Source organism: Halomonas sp. (assembly GCF_052095765.1).
Taxonomy (GTDB): Bacteria; Pseudomonadota; Gammaproteobacteria; order Pseudomonadales; family Halomonadaceae; genus Halomonas.
This window is the reverse complement of sequence record NZ_JBQDJZ010000045.1, coordinates 1-19,937: the sequence shown is the minus strand read 5'-3', so window position 1 is coordinate 19,937 and position 19,937 is coordinate 1. Positions and strand designations below refer to the sequence as shown.

Here is a 19,937-nt window from a genome sequence, read left to right as displayed (position 1 = left end):
AGACGGTAACCCCGGCTACCAACACCGGCTCCAGCCTGGCCACCGGCGTAATGGCGCCGGTGCGACCGACCTGGAATTCGACGTCGTTGAGCCGGGTGATCTGCTCCTGAGCGGGAAACTTGAAAGCCACCGCCCAACGAGGCGCACGCGCCACAAAGCCTAGCTCACGCTGCAGGCGCAGGTCGTTGACCTTGATCACCACACCATCGATATCGTAGCCAAGCATATCGCGCTGCTCACCCATGCGGCGGCAGTAGTCGATAACACCCTTGGTGCCATGGACCAGCTCAAGCTGGGAGCTGACACGAAACCCCAAGCTCCTGAGGCGCAGCATCAGCGCATGATGAGTGACATCACCGACATCCGGCTCGATGCGTGCCACCTGATAAGCCGTAAACTCCAGTGGGCGCGTGGTGGTAATTCTTGAGTCCAACTGCCGAAGACTTCCGGCGGCGGCGTTACGCGGGTTGGCGAACACCTTGTCACCCTTCTCTCGAGCGCGTGCATTGAGTTGTTCAAAACCGTAATGACTCATAGTGACCTCACCACGGACTTCTAATACCTCGGGGTGATCCTCGGCTGACTCACCATCAAACAGGCTCAGCGGGATCGATTTAAGCGTGCGCAGGTTAGAGGTGATATCTTCGCCACTGCGACCATCACCCCGGGTGACACCGGCACTCAGCGCACCATTCTCATACACCAGTGATACTGCCGCGCCGTCCAACTTGGGCTCACAGCAGAACTCCAGCGCGTCAGGCGGACACTCCAGGCGTTCGGCGACACGCTCAACAAAGGCCGTAAGCTCCTGCTCGTCAAAAGCATTGTCTAACGACAGCATCGGCACCGCATGTGCGCGCTCAACAAAGCCCTCTGCCGGCGACGTTCCGACTCGCTGGGTCGGCGAGTCCGGGCGCTGTAATTCAGGGTGCTCGGCTTCAAGCTGTTGCAACCGACGCAGCCGACGGTCGTAATCCGTATCCGACATCTGCGGCTCATCAAGCGCATAGTATCGGTAGTTGGCGTCTTCAAGCTCGGTGCGCAGGCGCGCAACTTCATCCTCGGGGCGCTGGTGTGGCTGACTCATTGGGCTTGGTCTCTGTTTCAGGCTGTTTTCATCTGTTTCAACTTGCTTGAATCACGACAAGATAAGAATAGGGACAGAGGTATAGATAGGGATAGAACAGCAGCAAAAACCCCCGGGATTCACTCCGGGGGTTCAGGCGAGATCAACCGCATGGGCAAGTGCCCCGACTGTCAATTGACCTGATAGCGGCGTAGTCGATAACGACGCTCGAACTCCTGAACGCGCTGCCGGGCAAATCCTACCGTTTGAGCTGTCATCACGCTCTGGTTCTCATCTTTTAGCTCACCGCCCAGATGGCGCACGATCACCATGGCAGTCTCGACCATGGCTTCGAAAGCCGCTGAAGTATCATCCGCACCGGGCAGTGGCATCAGTAGCGTAATGCCCGGCGTTGAAAAGTCTTCCAGCTGCGGCACTGGAAAGGTTCCAGGCTTGACCGCGTTGACCATTGAGAATTGTAGATTGCTGTCAGCAGCCGCTGTTTCAAAACGGTGGAAAATACCCATGTCAGTGGAGTAGCGCAGACCACAGGCCAGCAGCAGATTAAGCAGGGTAGAGCCAGAGAAGCCTGCTTCGTCACGCGACATCACGCTGATGATGATGACCTCGCCAGCGCCACTAAGGGTGTCCTTGGCATGCCCAGCCTCAACGGCTGAATCCAGTGCTTTTTGCAGCACCGGGTGACTGACCGCCTCATCCTCAAAGCTGTCTGCCTGGGAAACTGGCGGCGGGTTCGTATCCACACCGCCATACAGCGTTTCGTACTCAGCCTGCAACGAGGCGCTCAAAGCTGCCTCATGTTCTGCTTTGCTGGCTGCACGTTTTTGCCGCACTTCAGCTTCATGCTCACGGTGGGCGACCTCTTTCGCTGCCTGCTCTTCAGCCTGCTTGCGCTGACGCTCCTGCTTCTCCGCCTGCTGCTTGGCCCGGATGCGTGCTTTTTCTTCCTTCTCTGCCTGCCGCTGCTTACGCTCAAGGCGCTTCTGCTGACGACGCTCGCTCATGGAGCGATGCAGAGAGGTACCAAAGCGGTGCATCGAGCTACCTACCCGCTTGGACCCCTCCTTGAAAGAGTCGCCCATACCTTCAAGATCTACCAGCCGATAATCTTCTTCATTATATTCATGAGCCATGTGTTCTTGCGTGTCAGCATGCAAAGGCTCAAACCGCTCATCCGCCTCTTGGTCTGTCTGCTGAGCGGCTGCCCGTGCATCATCAGCGGGCAACGTCAACTCCGGCTCACGCCGACCGCTGGGATCATCCAGTGCGGAAATCTTTTCTGGCACAGCCACTGTATCTGCATCGAGATCTGTATCGCGGCTGGCTGATGGTGATGGAGTGCTGGCCTGTCCGGGCGCGCTGGCAGGAGTAGAAGCACTGGTCGTAGACTCACCAACGGAAGGCTGGGCCTGTTCTGCAGTCATGCCCTGGGCTGAACCCTGTGCTGGGCGCTGTGTAGAACCCTGAAGTGCAAAATCCTCCGCCGAAGTTCGCTGACGCTGACGGAACTCGGAAAGCACACGTGATGGCCCCGGGTGCTCCTGCCGCTCCAACTTGGGCTTAGGCTTGGCTGCCATCTCATCATATTGAGCGGGCCTGACGACGCGGGCGCCTCCATTGGGGAGCTCCCAGTCGACAACCGTGTCCGGGATCTTAGCAGTGACCTCGGTGCTAGTGTCGGCACTACTGGCCGTACCGCTATTCGTCGCAGGGTCATCTGAAGTGCTTTCAGCACCCATCTGATCCAAACGTGGCACACCTCGTTGGCGCTGATAGCGGCGAACACCGTCAAGGACGATGGCCGTGACCAGCACCAACCCCAGTATGATCAGCCATTCTCTAAGTTCCATGAGTATTCATGCCTTTCTTTGCGGCCACTGAGGCGACATACCTGAAATTCATTTACCAATAGCATAGCGCGACTGGATATAAAAGAACCACTAATTTTGCTTGTTAAGCTGAGTAAACAAACTCTGCCATATGGTACACAATAACTTTGGTTCTTCAGCTTCCCTATAGCTCATGCCAGATCATTTAAACACTAGACACTGAATTGATACATACTTTACGGAATCTATTCAAGTCTTTCCTACTCATGATTGCGCCAAAGCAGCCGCCTCGTCGATCCCCACTGACACAAGGCGAGAAACACCCGGTTCTTGCATGGTAACCCCCATTAGCCTTTCAGCTGCCTCCATGGCAATCTTATTGTGGGTAATGTAGATGAACTGAACTGTCTCCGACATGTCTTTGACTAATCTCGCATAGCGTCCCACATTGGCGTCATCTAATGGCGCATCAACTTCATCAAGCATGCAGAAAGGTGCCGGATTAAGTTGGAAGATGGCAAATACCAATGACAGTGCAGTCAGCGCTTTTTCACCCCCGGACAACAGATGTATGGTGCTGTTCTTCTTCCCCGGTGGGCGCGCCATAATGGCCACTCCGGTCTCCAGTAAATCCTCACCAGTCAGTGTCAACCATGCGGTTCCACCACCGAAGACCTTGGGAAAAAGGAACTGCAATCCAGTATTCACCCGCTCAAAGATGTCACGGAAGCGAGCCCGGGTTTCCTGATCGATGCGGCGAATGGCCCGGTCCAGTGTCTGCAGGGCTTCGTTCAGCTCGCCCTGCTGGGCTTCCAAATAGTTTCGCCGCTCAGCCTGCTGGTCGTACTCCTCAATGGCCGCCAAATTGATGGCACCGAGGCGCCGGATACGCTCGCTGGTCTCTTCGAGGCGCGCTTGCCAGGCTGACTCAGTGGCGTCGCCAGACAGTGACGCCAGCAGCATATTGCTGTCGTGCCCCAACTCTTGCAGCTGCTCGTCATGGGACTCGGCTTTCAGCGCCAGCGCCTGGACTTGCATGCGCGCCTCCTGCAGCTGCTCACGGATCGTTTCTAGCTTACGCTCGTGAGCCTGGCGTGCCTGCTCGTCTGTACGCAGGCTCTCAGCCAGTGTCGCTCCCCGGCTACGCACGTCATTCAGTTCGCGCTCTTCACGCTCGCGCTGATGGAGCAGCTCGTCAAGCTGCTCACGGCGCTCTTCCCCGGGCTCCTGAAGATCCTCACGCGCTTCTTCAAGCGCAGCGCAGCGCAGCGTCAGGCGCTCACGCGCTTCCCCAGCCCGGCTTTGCTGCTCGGCAAGCCCTATGCGCTCTGTGGTCAGGCGTTGCATTTCAAGCGCCAATTTCTGGGCACGCTCAACAAGTGGTCGCTGGCGTGTACGCAGCACCATCAGCTGCTCTCTAGCCTGCTGACGCTGGCGATCGAGGCGCTCGCGGGTTTCGGCACCCTCGTCCAGCCGGCCAAGGGCCAACTGCCACTGTTCGCGTATTTCTTCAATAGCCAGTCTAGCTTCCTCACTAGACTCAACCAGACTCGCGCTTTCCTGATCCAGCTCTTCGGCACGGCTTCGCATGTGCTCCAGGCGGCTGCTCAGGCTGCTATCCGTGACAGCCAGCTGCTGGCGCTGGTGTTCCAGCTTGCGTTGTTCAAGCCGCTGCTGCTCCAGCGCCTCCTCAGCGCTGGCGACCTGGTTGACAGCCTCCTCAAGATGCCCTTCGCACTCTTCAAGCTGCAACGCTGCACTTTCCAGGGCATCACGTACTTCGACTTCGCGGCGGCGACTGACTAGCAGGGTATCAACTCCCTCAGCGCTCCCACGCTGGCGAGTCCAACCACGACCGACCCATAGTCCATCGGCGGTAATCAAGCTTTCACCGTCACCAAGCGCAGCCTTGGCCCGCCAGGCCGCCGCCCGGGATTCTACGCAGCGGATGCGGCCCAGCCAGCCGGCCAGCGCGTCCGCACCGGCAACTTTGGCTGCCAGATTGTCTGGCGCCTGTCTGTCTGACAGAGCTTGGCGGGCTAACCCATCGTCAGCATCAGCTTCCAGCAGCCCCAATTCGGCGGCTAGCGGTTGATCAAGCAACACGCTGGCTGAGCTAGCCGGAATAACCCGGGCACGCAGCCAAGGCCTCAGCACCCAGGCAGCACTTTCCTCCCATCCCTGACTCACTTCCAGCTGCTCACCCAGGCGCGGCGTATCAGCCAGCCCATAAGCGGCGAGGTGTGCATCCAATGTATCGTCATGGTCAGCCAGTGCCGCCTGAATCAAGGCTTCAAGCGAGGCCAGTTCACCCTGCAATGTGCTGCGACGGCTGCGATAATCTTCACGCGCGGCTTCAGCAGCCCTCACTGCGTCACGGGCCGCATCGCGGCGCGCCTGGCTTTCTTCACGGCACTGTTCGCTGTTCTCCAGGCGCTCCGCCACCTCGGCAAGCTGCTCTGCCACCTCCCTACACTGGGCTTCCAGGGCAGCAATATCAGCCAGCTCCTGGCGTTGCTCGCGCCGTTTTCGCAGGTCGGCGTCGATACGCTCCAACCGTGAATCCTGTTCACGGAGCCGGTCCTGTGCGCGTTCGGCGGCGCGGCTGTCTGCCTGCCACTGCTCACCAAAGGCTTCCCATTGTGCATCAGCCTCCTCGGCCAGTGGCTCGCCATCTTCGAGTGCGGCCTCAAGCTCAGCCAGCTCCTCGGCGACCTCTTCCTGTTCGGGGCCGAGAGCTTCCAGACGCTCTTCCAGGCCCTTCAAACGCTGTTTGTCGCTCTCGCCGAGACGGTCCATCTCGCCAAGCTCACGATGGGCGCTATCCAAGTCCCGGGCCAGCTGCTGGTCACTAGCCCGAGCATGCTCCATATCCTGCTCAATGCGGGCTATCGCGGTGGTGGTTTCATGGAAACTGCGCTGGCGTTGTTCCAGCTCACCGGCCAATTGGTCGTGACCGACGCGCGCCTCCTCAAGGCGCGACTCACACTGGCGCAGCCCTAGCAGTTCGCGCTCGACGCCGGTTTCCAGCTCGCGAACACGGCTCTCTTCCTCGCTCTGGCTGGCACGCAAGGCCCGCCCGCGCAGCAACGCCAGCTCACCTTTAAGGCGATACTCTTCCTGTTTGAGGGTTTGATAGCGTCGCGCAGCTTCAGCCTGACGCCGGAGTCGCTCAAGTTGCTTGTCGAGTTCCTCGCGGATATCTTCCAGACGATCGAGGTTTTCCTGGGTCCGCCGCATGCGGCTTTCGGTTTCCCGGCGACGTTCTTTGTATTTGGAAATGCCAGCGGCTTCTTCCAGGGTGGAGCGCAGCTCTTCAGGACGGGACTCAATCAAGCGCGAGATCATGCCCTGACCGATGATGGCGTAGGACCGCGGCCCCAGGCCAGTGCCAAGAAATAGGTCAGCGATATCACGCCGGCGGCACTTCTGGCCATTGAAGAAATAACTGGACTGGGCGTCCCGGGTCACTACGCGCTTGACCGTTATCTCAGCATACTGGGCATAGACACCGCCTAGTTTGCCTTCCCGGTTATCAAAGCGCAGTTCGATAGACGCCTGCCCCACCGGCTTGCGGCCAGTAGAGCCATTGAAGATAACATCGGTCATCGAGTCGCCGCGCAGGGTCTTGGCGGATGATTCGCCCATCACCCAGCGCACGGCGTCGATGATGTTAGATTTACCGCAGCCGTTCGGGCCGACGATGGCCGTCATGTTGCCCTGAAACGGCACGGTTACCGGGTCGACAAACGACTTAAAACCCGCCAGCCGGATCGAGGTCAGCTGCATGAATCAGACCGCATAAACTAGTCGACGACTCGATCAATAACCAGCGACAGCGACGTGTCGCTGCCAACCGGAATACCTTCCAGGTGTCCCATCAGGTCGCCAGGCTGCGGTGTGGCCTGACCGCTGACGGACACTCTCACTACCACGTTAGCCTGATCGACCTGCGACAGACTGACGCCAGGCGCCATGGCATGACTGTCGTCCAGCGCCACCGTCAAAGGCAGCTCGCCCAGGGTGGCACGCTGAATCGCCAGTGGTGGCAGCTCGCCAGCCGTATCACGGGCCACGACAAATACGGCGGTGGAGTCAGGCAGACGCCCGCTCAGCGACGGGTCCAAGCTGAGCTCAATGGCAATACCGGGGCCAGCTGCGACAGTTTCATCGGCAGCGTCAGGCGCAATACCAAGGCGCTGCTGAGCTGACTCGATGCCCTGGCGAAGCGACTCGGCGGCGTCCGGATCATTCATGCCAGCAATGGCATTCCGCCAGTGCGTAATCGCCTCTTCATAGTCACCGCTTTCATAGGCATCAATACCCAGAATACCCAGCACCTTCGGTTGGGCAGGCTCTTCGGCCAACACTTCCTCAACCAGCTCCCCGATCTCGCCATCGAGCTTGCGGCCTTCGGTGAAGTAACGTAGCTCGGCCAGCTCAGACACCAGCCAGATCTTGCGCCCTTCCAGCGCGATCAGTTGCTCCAACGTAGAGCGGGCCTGTGGAATACGCCCGCTGTCGCGGTACAGCGGATACAGCGAACGCCAGACATTGAAGTTGTTAGGTTGGCGGCTGGCTTCCTGTTCAAGCCGGGCGATCAGTGTGTCAACGTTGCCGTCCGGTGACTCAAGGACGTCACGCTGCGCCTGGTACAGCGACAGGTCTCCCGCTGCGCCTTGAGCCTGATACCAACCAATCACCGCTACTGCCATGCCGATCAGCAGCACTGGCACTAACAGTTTGCCGGAGCTTGCTGCCTTGAGCGGTTTACGATGCTGTAACGCGGTGTCATCCAGCAGACTACGCTCAAGCTCGATGCGGTCGTTGTCAAACCGCTCCTGATCAATCTCGCCGCGCTCCAGAGCCGCCTCAAGCGATGCCAGTCGGCGCTGGTGCACGGAAATATTCAGTTGGTCTGCCCCGTCCTGCTCTTCGTAGTCGGCCTGCGCCTGACGGAGAGTACCCGCACGCCGCAGCGGCAGTATCACCAGCCACAGTGCCGGTACCAGCAGAATGGCGAAGGCTAGCCACAGCAAGGTCATGGCGTTCTCTCCCGATTGGTGAGGGCGTCAAGACGAGCGCGTTCCTCGTCACTCAGGGCCCTCACAGAGGCCTTGCGACGCGAACGCACCAGCAGGATTACGAACAGGCCACCGACCACTACCAGCAACGCTGGCATGCCCCACAGCAGCATGGTGCGGCCTTCAAGCCGCGGGTTATACAGCACATAATCGCCGAATCGCTCGACCATGTAGTCAAGCACTTCACGATCTGAGCGGCCATCCTGCAGCAGCAGGTAGACTCGGTCGCGCATGTCACCGGCAATCGGTGAGTCGGAGTCGTCAATGGCCTGATTCTGGCACTTCGGGCAGCGCAGGCTGGCCGTCAGTGACTGATAACGCTGCTCAGTCACCGGGTTGTCGAAATGACGGATCTCGATGCTTTCAGCCTGTGCCGTAACCACTGCCAGTACTACTATCAGTGACAGCAGAGCAAGCAGCAGGACGCGATTCACTGACGCCATTTCTCGACCTCCGGCAGGATGGTGTCCCGCACGTCTTCAGGCTTGATGTAGCCGGTATGGTGATAACGAACAACGCCGTCGGCATCGATCAGGAAGGTCTCCGGCGCACCATAGACCCCAAGATCGAAACCCAGGCTGCCATCCGCATCGAAAATATTGAACTCGAAGGGGTTACCGAACTCGCTGAGGAACTGCAGGCCTTTGGCCCGCGTGTCCTTGTAATCAACGCCAACCAGACGCACACCGCTATTGGCCAGGGTTAGCAGCTGGGGCATTTCTTGCTTGCAGGTAGGGCACCACTCGCCCCACACATTGACCAGCGTGACTTCGCCCTCTAGATCGGCGTTGCTCAGTTGACGCTCGGGGTCTTCCAGTGCTGGCAGACTGAAGTCCGGAAACTTCCTGGCCTTCAGCGCTGACTCCCGATCGAAGGGGTTCATGCCCAGCCCCAGGTACAGAAACACGCCGAATATCACAAAAATGACCAGCGGCAATGCCAGCAGCAAACGACGCTTCATACCCTCGCCTCCTGAACGTTTCCGTCAGTGTCCGCAGCCTGATCAGCGCTGCCGGCGACCACCTTGCTGGTCGCCGTGACGCGGCGATAGCGACGATCCGCCACCGCCAGCACGCCCCCTAGCGCCATCAGCAGGGCACCGAGCCATAGCCAGCGCACAAATGGCTTGTATTGGACCCGCATGGCCCAGCTCCCATCGCCCAGGTCTTCGCCCATGGCCAGGTAAAGGTCGCGGAACAGACCCGGACGTAGCGCCACATTGGTCATCGGCATGCCGCGGGCAATATACAGCCGCTTCTCGGGCGACATTACGAAGCTGCGTTGGCTGTCGCCCTTGCGCACTTCGACACGGGCCGCATCCGCCAGGAAGTTGGGGCCCCGGCGGCTGCCAAGCTCGGTCATGGTAAAGGTGTAACCCGCTACCTGTACGCTATCACCAACAGCCATTCGCACGTTGCGCTCGATGGCATAGTTGGACACCACGGCTACGCCGATGATGCTCACCGCCACACCCAGGTGGCCGAGGGTCATGCCCCAGTAGGCCGGCGACAAGCGACGCAGGCCAGTCATACGACCATTGCGATGACGGCTCTTGTCAACCAGGTCGCTCAACATGGGCAGCACGATCCACAGCGCGATAGCGATGCCCAGGCTGACCTGTAGGTTCCACTCGCCGTCATACACAAAGGGCACAGTGCCAGCAATGATCAGAGCAGCAAGGCCTGACAGCCAGGTGCGCCGGATCAGCCAACCCGGATCACTGCGCTTCCAGCGCGCCAGCGGGCCAATCCCCATGAACAGGCACAAGATCACCGTCAGCGGCACAAAGAGCGCATTGAAGTAGGGAGGGCCAACGCTGATCTTGCCCAGGTTCAGGGCGTCTAGTAGCAGTGGATAGACCGTTCCCAACAGCACGGTGACAGTCATGATGACCAGCACGATATTGTTAATCAGCAGCAGTGCATCACGCGACAGCCAGCTGAAGCCCACCTGGTGGCTGACCCGTGGCGCACGCAACGCAAACAGCAGCAGTGACGCTCCAACAGTCAGCCCTAGCAACATCAGGATAAACAGGCCACGTGACGGATCGTTGGCAAAGGCATGCACCGAGGTCAGCACGCCTGAGCGCACCAGGAAGGTACCCAGCAGCGACAGCGAGAAGGTCGAGATGGCCAGCAACACCGTCCAGCTCTTAAAGGAGCCGCGCTTTTCGGTCACTGCCAGCGAGTGGATCAACGCAGTGCCAGCAAGCCACGGCAGCAGCGAAGCGTTCTCTACCGGATCCCAGAACCACCAGCCGCCCCAGCCCAGTTCGTAATAGGCCCACCAGCTGCCCAGTGCGATGCCGACTGTCAGAAAAGCCCAGGCTAAATTGGTCCAGGGGCGCGCCCAGCGGGTCCAGGCGGCATCAAGACGCCCGCCCAGCAGTGCGGCAATCGCAAAGGCAAACACCACCGAGAAGCCGACATAGCCCATGTACAGCATCGGCGGGTGAATCACCAGGCCGAAATCCTGTAGCAGCGGGTTAAGGTCGGCACCATCCTGGGGGATATTAGGCAGTATGCGTTCGAAGGGGTTGGAGGTGATCAGCACAAAGGCCAGAAAGCCCAGGCTTACCAGGCCCATGACACCCAGTACACGGGCCAGCACATCCCGCGGCAGGTTGCGTGAAAACACACTGACGGCGAAGGTCCAGGCGGCCAGCATAAAGCTCCACAGCAACACCGAACCTTCATGGTTCCCCCACACCGCGCTGAATTTGTAGTACCAGGGCAGCATGGTGTTGGAGTTGTTGGCCACGTTGGCCACGCTGAAATCATCCGCCATATAGCTGAACGTCAGACAGGCGTAAGCAATGACCAAAAACGCGAACTGACCAACGGCCATGGGCCGGGCATAGGCCATCCACAATGGGCGCCGGGTGGCTGCGCCGGCCAACGGCACCACTGCCTGAATGGCCGACATCAATAGCGCAATGATCAGCGCAAAATGGCCAAACTCAGGAATCATCTTGATCAACATCTCGACTCCGGGTCAATTCTGGGTAGACGCGGCACTATCCTTGACGCGCTTTGACACTTCTTCTGCCTTGTCTTTGTAATCCGCCGGAGAGTAACCAGAGGCTTCCAGCGCATCCGCCACCTCGGGGGGCATGTAGTTCTCATCGTGGCGCGCCAGCACTTGGTCGGCACGTATCCAGCCGCCGGGCTGCAGGCTACCTACCACCACTACACCCTGCCCCTCACGGAAAAGGTCGGGCAGGATGCCGTTATAGCGTACTTCGACATCCTCAATGTAATCGGTCACGGTAAAAGAAACATCCAGGCTGTCCAGGTCGCGATCCACTGTGCCTTCGCGCACCATGCCGCCGGCACGGATCTGGCGTTCCATGGGCGCCTTACCTTCGGCAATCTGTATCGGGCTGAAGAACAAATTGATGTTGCTGCGCAGGGCAAAAAGGGCAAGCCCGACGGCCACGGCGGCCAGCCCGACCAGCGCAAGGATGATGTAAAGCTTCTGCTTACGTTTGGCGTTCATGGGCATGCCCTCTGTCAGATATAACGTCAGGTGAAGCGTCAGGTGAAACGGTGCCACGTGCCGCCTGCTGCTGCTCACGGCGCAGCTTGCGGCGCAGCGCCTGCATAACTTTGCGCTGCTCCAACCGGGCATGAACCGCCAGAACGACCAGCAACAATCCCGTTGCACCCCAGGCTGCCCAGATATAGACACCATGGCCACCCATGGCGAAAAACTCGCTCAGTGAATCGAAGGCCATCAGGAGCACTCCTCCACCAGCTGTCGAACCCAGCGCTTATTGCCTTCACGGCGCAGAATTTCGGTGCGCGTACGAGTCAACGTCAAGGCGATGAAAAAACAGTAAAAACCCACCACCATAATCAGCAACGGCAGATACATTTGCGCCGGCATGGCCGGGCGGGCAGTGAAAGTGAAGCTGGCCGTCTGATGTAGGGTGTACCACCAGTCTACCGAGTATTTGATGATCGGGATGTTTATTACCCCGACCATGGCCAGCACGGAAGTAGCCCGCGACCCCGCATCACGGCTGGAGAAGGCACCACGTAGGGCAATCACTCCGATATACAGAAAAAACAGGATCAGCATCGAAGTCAGTCGCGCATCCCACTGCCACCAAGTGCCCCAGGTCGGCACGCCCCACACAGCGCCTGAAAACAACGCCACAAAGGTCATGCTGGCACCTAAGGGCGCCATCATGGCAGCGGCCATATCAGCAATCTTGATCTTCCACACCATGAACACCAACCCAGCGGCTGCCATGCTGATAAAGATCGATTGGGCAAGAAACGCCGCCGGCACATGTACATAGATGATGCGGAAGCTGTTGCCCTGCTGATAATCCGCCGGCGCAAACATCAGCCCCCAGACACTGCCGGTAACAGTCAGCACCACGGCGGCTACCCAGAACCAGGGTAGCAACCGCGCACTGATGGCATAGAACCATTTGGGGGAGCCAAGCTTGTGTATGAAAGCCCACATGCGGTGTGTATACCTCAACCGTTAAGACTGATGCGCAATGAAGCAGCAATGGCAAAGGGCGCAAGCCCCAGTGCCACTGCCAGCAAGGCGCCAAGAATTGCCAGGTGTGCTGTCACGCTGGCGCCACTGACTGCGGCCTGAACAGCACCTGCACCAAAGATCAGCACCGGAATATACAGCGGTAGCACCAGCAACGATATTAACACTCCACCGCGTGCTAACCCTACCGTCAACGCGGCACCAATGGCACCGATCAGGCTCAACACTGCACTGCCCAGTGCCAACGACACCGCCAGCACTACATAGCTGCCTGATGGCAGCGCCAGCATAACGCCAAGCAATGGCGCCATCAGCGCTAGCGGCAACCCAGTCATCAGCCAATGGACGGCCACTTTGGCCAGCGCCAGCAGCGGCAACGGATGCGGCGACAACAGTAGCTGCTCCAAGGCGCCATCATCATGATCGCCACGAAACAGGCTATCCAGCGACAAGAGCGCAGCCAGCAGGGCTGCAACCCACAACAGGCCCGGCGCGATGCTTGCCAGCATCTCAGGCTCCGGCGATATGCCGATCGGAAACAGCGTGATGACCAGCGCGAAAAACACCAGCGGATTAAGCATCTCTCCGCGTCGGCGCAGCAGCAGGATCATGTCCCGTACCAGGGTCGCCCTGATGGCGACCATCAGACCACCTTCAGGTTCCGCTACCAGCAAGCTGTCAACAGTGTGTGCGTGCTCTGTGCCAAAACTCACGTCAAGCGTCTCCCAGCCGCAGGCTACGCAGCCTGATATTGGTTTTCATCACGTGATGCGTAGTCACCAATACCGAGCCACCGCGGTTTACATGGTTAACCAGTCGCGCTTCCAGCGCAGCAACACCGCCTTGGTCAATTGCCGTAAAGGGCTCATCCAGCACCCACAGGGCTCGCGGAATAAGCTCCAACCGTGCAAGGGCCACGCGGCGTTGCTGACCGGCAGACAGCTGGCCGGCGGGTACGTCTTCGAAGCCGCCAAGGCCGATAGACTCAAGCGCTACCATGCGCCGCATGATGCCGCTCTTGCCTGCGTCGGCCTCGCCAGCAAGAGCCTGATACCAAGCCAGATTCTCAAGCGGAGTCAGCGCCGCTTTGACGCCCGGGGCATGCCCCAGATAGATCAGGTTGGCTAGGAAATCGCGCCTCACCCGGCGCATCGGCTGACCACACCAGCTCAATTCACCTTCATAAGCGCTCAGCTGTCCCGAAAGGATTTTGAGAAGCGTGGTTTTGCCACTGCCGTTGGGGCCTTCGATACGCAGGATTTCACCGGCTTCCAGGGTCAGGTCGAGGTCACGGAAAAGCCAGCGATCATCCCGTTCACAGGCGAGTTTTCGGGCTTGAAGACGCAGGCTCAAGACGCTCTCCCATCAAGTCATTTTCGGCCGGAACTTTACACGGAAAGGCCGGCGACGGCCAGTCAAGCCAAGCGCGACAGCCGGTCGCAGGCAGGCGACGGCACCTGTCCCACACAAGTCAGGCAGCAGACACCAAAAGCCACTTGCCAGATCTTCGCCACCTGCTATGCTGGCCAAACACTGTATAAACAAACAGACAATAGACAGAGGTACCTTATATGCCTTCACCTACGGCTCATTGTTTACAGTACCTGGTACGCCAGCCTAACCTTCCCATGGCCAACGCCTGGGCACATACTTCAGCCGACGACCTGGTAGAGGTTCCGCTGCTGGGGCGCATTTCCGCCGGCATGCCGATCGACGCCTGCCTAGAGAACGGCAGCATTGAGGTACCGGCCAGCATGGTTCGACGCAACACCTATGCGCTGCGGGTCTGCGGAAACTCTATGGTTGACTGCAATATTTTCGATGGCGACGTGATTGTTATCGAACAGCGGGAAAGTGCTGAAAACGGTGAAACTGCTGTCGTCATGATCAACGGCCAAGAAGTCACGCTAAAGAAACTGTATATTGAGAAGTCCGGCGTCCGTCTGCAGCCGGCCAATCAACACATGGCTCCCATTCACCTGCGCAACTGCGATATCCAGGTTCTTGGCATGGTAATGGGGGTGGTTCGCCAACCGGAACTGACCCACTGATGCGCTACCCGATACCCGACCTTACTCCCGGTGAATACCATACTGCGAATCTGGAGATCGAGCGCAGCCGGTTTTTGGCTTGGCTGTGTCACGCACCGGGAACAGACGAGTTTGAAGCGCTGCTCAACGCAGCCCGGCAGCAGCACCCCTCTGCCTCTCACCACTGCACTGCCTTCATCGCCGGTCCGCCGGGTGAACAGAACGCCATTGGTTTTTCCGATGATGGCGAGCCCGGCGGCACGGCGGGCCGCCCCATGTATCAGGTACTGGAAGGTTCAGGACTGGGCCAGGTCGGCTGCGTCGTCATCCGCTACTTTGGTGGTGTCAAGCTGGGCACCGGCGGCCTTGCGCGCGCCTATGCCCAGGCGGTCAGCGAGGCATTGGCCAGCCTGCCCCGCCGCGAGGTGGTTGAGCGCGACCCGCTTCGCCTACAAGTCGACTTCGCCGGCGAAGCCGAGACGCGTAACTGGTGCGCCGAGCACGACATTCCCGTAGACGATGCAGTATATACGGCGCAGGGCGTGACCCTGACCCTTGGCTGGCCCCGTGAAACACCACGCGATATCAGCGTCTTGACCGCACGCCTCAAAGGCCGCGTCAGCCTGCTGGACCAAGTCGACAGCGGCCAGACACCCGACGCCTGACCACCCGCTACGCCAGATCAGCCCAAGTACTTGATCATCATCCCGGCCGCAACTGCCGAGCCAATCACACCGGCCACATTCGGCCCCATGGCATGCATCAGCAGGAAGTTGTGGGGGTTCGACTCGAGCCCGACCTTGTTGGATACCCGAGCCGCCATGGGCACCGCCGAGACCCCGGCGGAGCCGATCAGCGGGTTGATCGGCATACGGCTGACTACGTTCATCAGTTTAGCCATCAGGATGCCGCAAGCCGTGCCGATAGCAAAGGCCACCATGCCCAACCCCAGGATACCGAGCGTCTCCACCGCCAGAAAGCGGTCAGCCATCAGCTTGGAACCCACCGAAAGACCCAGAAAGATAGTCACGATATTGATCAGCGCATTCTGGGCAGTATCCGACAGCCGCTCCACGACGCCGCACTCGCGCATCAGGTTGCCAAAGCAGAACATGCCCAGCAGCGGAGCGGCATCCGGCAGAAAGAGTGCGACCAGCATCAGCAAAGCCAGTGGAAAAACAATTTTTTCCAGCCGCGACACCCGGCGTAGCTGCGTCATCACGATATTACGCTCACGCTGAGTCGTCAGTGCACGCATGATTGGCGGCTGAATCAGCGGCACCAGCGCCATGTAGGAATACGAAGCCACGGCAATGGCGCCCAGCAGCTCCGGCGCCAGCAGGCTCGATACATAGATAGAGGTGGGGCCATCAGCACCGCCGATAATCCCAATGGCAGCGGCCTGCTTGAGCGTGAAGTCCATCCATCCATACGACGTCATGGCTACCGCACCCAGCAGCGTCGCAAAGATACCGAACTGGGCAGCCGCGCCCAGAAACAGCGTGCGCGGATTGGCCAACAGAGGGCCGAAGTCGGTCATCGCTCCCACGCCCATGAAAATCACTAGCGGAGCAATCCCCGAGGCAATAGCAACACTATAGAACTGGTACAGCACGCCAGGAGAAAAGCCGGCATCCATGGCGACCTCATTGGCCAGACGCTCGGTTGCAGCCGGAATACCGCTCATCAGCTGATCGCTGATCAACTGGCGCCAGCTGTCAACACTGGCTCCCTGATCAAGCTGGATACCCACCCCCTGCGCCAGCGATTGCAGCACTTCGGGCTTGGCCAGGTGTGCGGCCTGCTCAGCAGCCGACAGCGCAAGCCCTGCCTCGGGAATATTGGCCAGAATCCCGCCAAAGCCAATCGGCACCAGTAGCAGCGGCTCAAACTTCTTATGAATAGCCAGCCACAGTAGCAACAGCCCGACCACAATCATTACCGCCTGGCCCGGGCTCAGATGATAGAGCCCCGAGCCCTGCCACAGGGTCAAAAGTTTTTCGCTCATCGCGTTGTTTCCTTAGAGCACCAGCAGCACGTCACCAACAGCGACGCTGCTGCCTTCGCCAACCAGGACTTCAGATACCTTGCCAGAGGTGGTGGCACGCACAGGGACCTCCATCTTCATGGCCTCGAGAATGATCACTACGTCACCTTCGGCTACGCTATCCCCCACCTTGACGTTAACCTTGAAGATATTGCCCGCCATCGGCGCGGCAACTTCTTCGCCCGAGGCCTGTGCACCAGCACTATTATCCGATGCACCTGACTCAGACCGGGACTGTTCTTGAGACTGACCCTGCTCTTGAACCTGGCCGAGCTCGCCGCCCTCGGCCACTTCCACCACATAGGCCTTGCCATTCACGGTAATGGTATAGGTCTCGGGACCGGAGGCAGCCGCAGGGCTGGCCGTTGCGGTAACAGCCTTGCTGGCTAGCTGGGCCTCTGGCGCCTGAGGTGCCGGCTCAAAGGCGTCGGGATTGTCGCGGTTACTGAGGAATTTCAAGCCGATTTGCGGAAAGAGCGCATAGGTCAGCACATCGTCGACCCTGCGCTCACCGTCGGCCACGCGCAGGCCGTCAGCTTTAGCCTTATCAGCCAGTTCAGTGGCCAGACGGTCCATTTCAGGCGAGAGCCTGTCGGCTGGGCGACAGGTAATCGGCTCACCACCTTCCAGCACACGGGCCTGCAGCTCCTTGTTGAAAGCGGCAGGAGCGGCGCCATACTCACCCTTGAGCAGGGCCTGAACTTCCTGGGTAATGGACTGGTAACGCTCGCCCATCATCACGTTCATTACCGCCTGGGTGCCGACAATCTGTGAGGTTGGCGTCACCAGCGGAATGAAACCCAGGTCTTCACGTACCCGGGGAATCTCCAACAGCACATCGTCGAGCTTGTCGCCAGCACCCTGTTCCTTGAGCTGGCCTTCCATGTTGGTGAGCATGCCGCCTGGCACCTGGGCTACTAAGATGCGCGAGTCGATACCCTTGAGCGAGCCTTCAAAAGCCGCGTACTTCTTACGCACTTCGCGAAAGTAGGCAGCAATGTCTTCGAGCTTTCCTAGGTCGAGACCAGTGTCGCGCTCGGTCCCCTTGAGGATTGCCACCAAAGACTCGGTGGGACTGTGTCCGTAGGTCATGGACATCGACGAGATAGCGGTATCGACATTATCGATGCCGGCCTCCACGGCCTTGAGCGCCGTGGCAGTGGACATACCGGTGGTGGCGTGGCACTGCATGTGAATCGGAATATCCAGCTTTTTCTTCAGGCGCGTCACCAGCTCGAATGCGTCATAGGGCGTCAGCAGGCCAGCCATATCCTTGATCGCCAACGAGTCAGCGCCCATGTCGGCGATGGTGCGCGCCAGCTCCACCCAGCTGTCCATGGTATGCACCGGGCTGATTGTGTAGGAAATCGTGCCCTGGGCATGCCCTTCGTTGTTACGCACTGCCTTGATGGCGCATTCCAGATTCCGCGGATCATTCATCGCATCAAACACGCGAAACACATCAACACCGTTGGTGCGTGCACGTTCGACGAAACGCTCGACCACATCATCAGCGTAATGCCGGTAACCCAGCAAGTTCTGACCGCGCAGCAGCATCTGTTGCGGCGTTTTGGGCATCGCCTCTTTCAGCGCACGGATGCGCTCCCAGGGGTCTTCACCCAGATAGCGAATACAGCTGTCAAAGGTGGCGCCACCCCAGGTTTCCAGCGACCAGAAGCCGATATCGTCAAGCTTTTCGGCAATCGGCAGCATGTCGTCAATACGCAGACGGGTGGCAAACAATGACTGGTGAGCATCACGCAGCACCACATCGGTGATGCCAAGCGGACGAGAGGACGCGGTCATGGGGTATCCTTTTCGTTCAGGATCTGTGATGAAAAAGCGCCGCCGCAGCGGCGCTGACGATAACGGTGAACGGCAGCACTGATGACCACCATCAGGTCATCGTCGTCTGCTGCGGCAACAGCGGCAGCCTGGGCTGGTGGCCGTGCTGGTGGCGCTGTCGGCTCGGGGAAAAAACGGCCTATGATTTTCGACATCAGCGTGGTGATCACCACCAGCACCGTCAGAAAAACAAACACAATCCCCATACCAAGGCCCATCAGGGCAACGCCCTCGGTCATCAACTGGGTGTCCTGCATGGGAGCCTCTCTGTTTTGTCTGTGCCACCAACAGCCTGCTCACAGGGCATGCCAATGGCTTGCAGTTGAATTTCGATGCTATAACCTGCCCACTCTTCGGTCTTGTTGCAACGGTGCCATGGTGGAAATCAGTGTTGTTAAAAAACTACAACAGGGCCGTGTCGGCCTCGCGCCCATGGAGGGCGTGATTGACGCTATTACACGCGACCTGCTGACACGACAGCCCGGTTTTGACTGGACCGTCACGGAATTCGTACGCGTGGTAGCCACATGCCTTCCGCCACGCACTTTTCTGCGCCACTGCCCTGAGCTGGCGACACCGGCACCTTGCACACCCAGCGGTGTGCCGGTTCATCTTCAGCTGCTGGGCTCTGACCCCAAGGCACTAGCAGACAACGCCCGTCAGGCACTCAGACTCGGCGCCTCCAGCCTGGACCTCAACTTTGGCTGTCCGACCAAGCTGGTCAACCGTCACGATGGCGGCGCGTCACTGCTACGTGAGCCCCACCGGCTGCAAGCAGCCGTAGCCGCTGTGAGCAGCGCCGTTGGCGATACACTGCCGGTTACCGCCAAGATACGCCTTGGCTTCGCCGATCGCCGCTTGGTGCTGGACTGCGCTCGCGCTGCCGAAGACGGCGGCGCCCAACAGCTTGTGGTGCACGGGCGAACGCGTAACGAAGGCTACCGCCCGCCAGCCCACTGGGAGTGGATTGGCCGCATCCGGCGCCACCTGACGATTCCAGTTGTCGCCAATGGCGACATCTGGACGCTAGAAGACTACTGGAAAGCACGTACGCTCTCCGGCTGCCGAGACGTCATGCTTGGCCGCGGCGCCTTGGCCGATCCCTGGCTGGCAGCACGCATTCACCACTGGCATGCCACCGGAGAGCGCCTGCCAACCACTCGGTGGCATAATCGCGCGGGACTACTTCGCGATTTTGCTGCACTGCAGCGTAACATACATTCCAACAAAGTCGTGGTTTCTTTACTTAAACAATGGATCAATCATATGCGCGGCCAGGACAGCGAAGCCAGCAGGCGCTTTGACACGCTGAAACGCATCACAGATCTCGACAGGTTAGTGGGCGCACTGACTCGGCCGCTTTGATGTAGCCCGGCTGAACCTACCTCAGCGGTGCGGCTCAAGACGCAAAAAACCCGACCTCGTGAGAGATCGGGTTTTTCAGTATCTGGCGCGCCCGGGAGGATTCGAACCTCCGACCCCCTGATTCGTAGTCAGGTA

The 19,937-nt window shown here is 59.3% G+C and carries 18 protein-coding genes; 3 read left to right on the top strand and 15 right to left on the bottom strand.

The window, feature by feature from the left end:
- The 12 genes from ligA to ccmA form a co-directional block, all read right to left on the bottom strand.
- Positions 1–1,087, bottom strand: a 1,087-nt coding sequence (gene ligA / locus ACTH3D_RS07525) for an NAD-dependent DNA ligase LigA (protein WP_441666446.1), incomplete at its 3' end; no start/stop codon positions are given.
- A 170-nt stretch (positions 1,088–1,257) separates the two neighbouring features.
- The gene (gene zipA / locus ACTH3D_RS07520) at positions 1,258–2,937 is read right to left on the bottom strand and encodes a cell division protein ZipA (protein WP_441666445.1); all 1,680 of its coding nucleotides are present in this window, start codon (positions 2,935–2,937) and stop codon (positions 1,258–1,260) included.
- Between the two features lie 243 nt (positions 2,938–3,180).
- A complete protein-coding gene (gene smc / locus ACTH3D_RS07515) occupies positions 3,181–6,705 on the bottom strand; it encodes a chromosome segregation protein SMC (RefSeq protein WP_441666444.1) in 3,525 nt (1,174 codons plus the stop codon).
- Positions 6,706–6,722: 17 nt separating this feature from the next.
- Positions 6,723–7,961 carry a c-type cytochrome biogenesis protein CcmI gene (gene ccmI, locus ACTH3D_RS07510; RefSeq protein WP_441666443.1) on the bottom strand — a complete coding sequence of 413 codons (1,239 nt, stop codon included), beginning with the start codon at positions 7,959–7,961 and terminating at the stop codon, positions 6,723–6,725.
- Positions 7,958–8,443: a cytochrome c-type biogenesis protein gene (locus ACTH3D_RS07505; protein WP_441666442.1), complete on the bottom strand. Its 486-nt coding sequence runs from the start codon at positions 8,441–8,443 to the stop codon at positions 7,958–7,960. The genes ccmI and ACTH3D_RS07505 overlap by 4 nt, the downstream gene beginning before the upstream one ends.
- The gene (locus ACTH3D_RS07500) at positions 8,431–8,961 is read right to left on the bottom strand and encodes a DsbE family thiol:disulfide interchange protein (protein ID WP_441666441.1); all 531 of its coding nucleotides are present in this window, start codon (positions 8,959–8,961) and stop codon (positions 8,431–8,433) included. The genes ACTH3D_RS07505 and ACTH3D_RS07500 overlap by 13 nt, the downstream gene beginning before the upstream one ends.
- Complete coding sequence (locus ACTH3D_RS07495) at positions 8,958–10,982, bottom strand: heme lyase CcmF/NrfE family subunit (RefSeq protein ID WP_441666440.1); 2,025 nt, start codon at positions 10,980–10,982, stop codon at positions 8,958–8,960. The genes ACTH3D_RS07500 and ACTH3D_RS07495 overlap by 4 nt, the downstream gene beginning before the upstream one ends.
- 12 nt (positions 10,983–10,994) lie before the next feature.
- Complete coding sequence (gene ccmE, locus ACTH3D_RS07490) at positions 10,995–11,498, bottom strand: cytochrome c maturation protein CcmE (protein WP_441666439.1); 504 nt, start codon at positions 11,496–11,498, stop codon at positions 10,995–10,997.
- Positions 11,482–11,736: a heme exporter protein CcmD gene (gene ccmD, locus ACTH3D_RS07485; protein WP_441666438.1), complete on the bottom strand. Its 255-nt coding sequence runs from the start codon at positions 11,734–11,736 to the stop codon at positions 11,482–11,484. The genes ccmE and ccmD overlap by 17 nt, the downstream gene beginning before the upstream one ends.
- Positions 11,736–12,476, bottom strand: a complete 741-nt coding sequence (locus ACTH3D_RS07480) for a heme ABC transporter permease (RefSeq protein ID WP_441666437.1) — start codon at positions 12,474–12,476, stop codon at positions 11,736–11,738. Before ACTH3D_RS07480 ends, ccmD begins: the two co-directional genes overlap by 1 nt.
- Before the next feature lie 14 nt (positions 12,477–12,490).
- Positions 12,491–13,159, bottom strand: a complete 669-nt coding sequence (gene ccmB, locus ACTH3D_RS07475; protein ID WP_441666448.1) for a heme exporter protein CcmB — start codon at positions 13,157–13,159, stop codon at positions 12,491–12,493.
- A 70-nt stretch (positions 13,160–13,229) separates the two neighbouring features.
- Positions 13,230–13,868: a cytochrome c biogenesis heme-transporting ATPase CcmA gene (gene ccmA, locus ACTH3D_RS07470; protein WP_441666436.1), complete on the bottom strand. Its 639-nt coding sequence runs from the start codon at positions 13,866–13,868 to the stop codon at positions 13,230–13,232.
- 218 nt (positions 13,869–14,086) lie between these two features.
- On the opposite strand from ccmA, the gene ACTH3D_RS07465 reads away from it, so the two are divergent.
- Positions 14,087–14,566 carry a LexA family protein gene (locus ACTH3D_RS07465; protein WP_441666435.1) on the top strand — a complete coding sequence of 160 codons (480 nt, stop codon included), beginning with the start codon at positions 14,087–14,089 and terminating at the stop codon, positions 14,564–14,566.
- A complete protein-coding gene (locus ACTH3D_RS07460) occupies positions 14,566–15,210 on the top strand; it encodes an IMPACT family protein (RefSeq protein ID WP_441666434.1) in 645 nt (214 codons plus the stop codon). Before ACTH3D_RS07465 ends, ACTH3D_RS07460 begins: the two co-directional genes overlap by 1 nt.
- A gap of 17 nt (positions 15,211–15,227) precedes the next feature.
- Here the strand turns inward: ACTH3D_RS07460 and ACTH3D_RS07455 are convergent, their stop codons facing one another.
- From ACTH3D_RS07455 to ACTH3D_RS07445, 3 genes are read right to left on the bottom strand one after another with little or no spacing between them, the layout of a single operon-like run.
- On the bottom strand, positions 15,228–16,553 hold the full coding sequence (locus tag ACTH3D_RS07455) for a sodium ion-translocating decarboxylase subunit beta (RefSeq protein ID WP_441666433.1): 1,326 nt from the start codon (positions 16,551–16,553) through the stop codon (positions 15,228–15,230).
- A 12-nt stretch (positions 16,554–16,565) separates the two neighbouring features.
- A complete protein-coding gene (gene oadA, locus ACTH3D_RS07450) occupies positions 16,566–18,398 on the bottom strand; it encodes a sodium-extruding oxaloacetate decarboxylase subunit alpha (protein ID WP_441666432.1) in 1,833 nt (610 codons plus the stop codon).
- Positions 18,395–18,694, bottom strand: coding sequence for an OadG family protein (locus tag ACTH3D_RS07445; RefSeq protein ID WP_441666431.1), 300 nt, complete (start codon positions 18,692–18,694; stop codon positions 18,395–18,397). The genes oadA and ACTH3D_RS07445 overlap by 4 nt, the downstream gene beginning before the upstream one ends.
- A gap of 175 nt (positions 18,695–18,869) precedes the next feature.
- On the opposite strand from ACTH3D_RS07445, the gene ACTH3D_RS07440 reads away from it, so the two are divergent.
- Positions 18,870–19,802, top strand: coding sequence for a tRNA dihydrouridine synthase (locus ACTH3D_RS07440; RefSeq protein WP_441666447.1), 933 nt, complete (start codon positions 18,870–18,872; stop codon positions 19,800–19,802).
- Positions 19,803–19,937: the final 135 nt, after the last annotated feature.

Coding starts and splice junctions, on each gene's coding strand:
- ACTH3D_RS07455 (WP_441666433.1), bottom strand. CDS start 16,553: ATGAGCGAAAAACTTTTGACCCTGTGGCAGGGCTCGGGGCTCTATCAT.
- ccmD (WP_441666438.1), bottom strand. CDS start 11,736: ATGGCCTTCGATTCACTGAGCGAGTTTTTCGCCATGGGTGGCCATGGT.
- ACTH3D_RS07445 (WP_441666431.1), bottom strand. CDS start 18,694: ATGCAGGACACCCAGTTGATGACCGAGGGCGTTGCCCTGATGGGCCTT.
- ACTH3D_RS07480 (WP_441666437.1), bottom strand. CDS start 12,476: ATGTGGGCTTTCATACACAAGCTTGGCTCCCCCAAATGGTTCTATGCC.
- ACTH3D_RS07465 (WP_441666435.1), top strand. CDS start 14,087: ATGCCTTCACCTACGGCTCATTGTTTACAGTACCTGGTACGCCAGCCT.
- ACTH3D_RS07500 (WP_441666441.1), bottom strand. CDS start 8,961: ATGAAGCGTCGTTTGCTGCTGGCATTGCCGCTGGTCATTTTTGTGATA.
- ACTH3D_RS07505 (WP_441666442.1), bottom strand. CDS start 8,443: ATGGCGTCAGTGAATCGCGTCCTGCTGCTTGCTCTGCTGTCACTGATA.
- ccmE (WP_441666439.1), bottom strand. CDS start 11,498: ATGAACGCCAAACGTAAGCAGAAGCTTTACATCATCCTTGCGCTGGTC.
- zipA (WP_441666445.1), bottom strand. CDS start 2,937: ATGGAACTTAGAGAATGGCTGATCATACTGGGGTTGGTGCTGGTCACG.
- ACTH3D_RS07495 (WP_441666440.1), bottom strand. CDS start 10,982: ATGTTGATCAAGATGATTCCTGAGTTTGGCCATTTTGCGCTGATCATT.
- ACTH3D_RS07440 (WP_441666447.1), top strand. CDS start 18,870: ATGGAGGGCGTGATTGACGCTATTACACGCGACCTGCTGACACGACAG.
- ccmI (WP_441666443.1), bottom strand. CDS start 7,961: ATGACCTTGCTGTGGCTAGCCTTCGCCATTCTGCTGGTACCGGCACTG.
- ACTH3D_RS07460 (WP_441666434.1), top strand. CDS start 14,566: ATGCGCTACCCGATACCCGACCTTACTCCCGGTGAATACCATACTGCG.
- oadA (WP_441666432.1), bottom strand. CDS start 18,398: ATGACCGCGTCCTCTCGTCCGCTTGGCATCACCGATGTGGTGCTGCGT.
- ccmB (WP_441666448.1), bottom strand. CDS start 13,159: ATGGTCGCCATCAGGGCGACCCTGGTACGGGACATGATCCTGCTGCTG.
- smc (WP_441666444.1), bottom strand. CDS start 6,705: ATGCAGCTGACCTCGATCCGGCTGGCGGGTTTTAAGTCGTTTGTCGAC.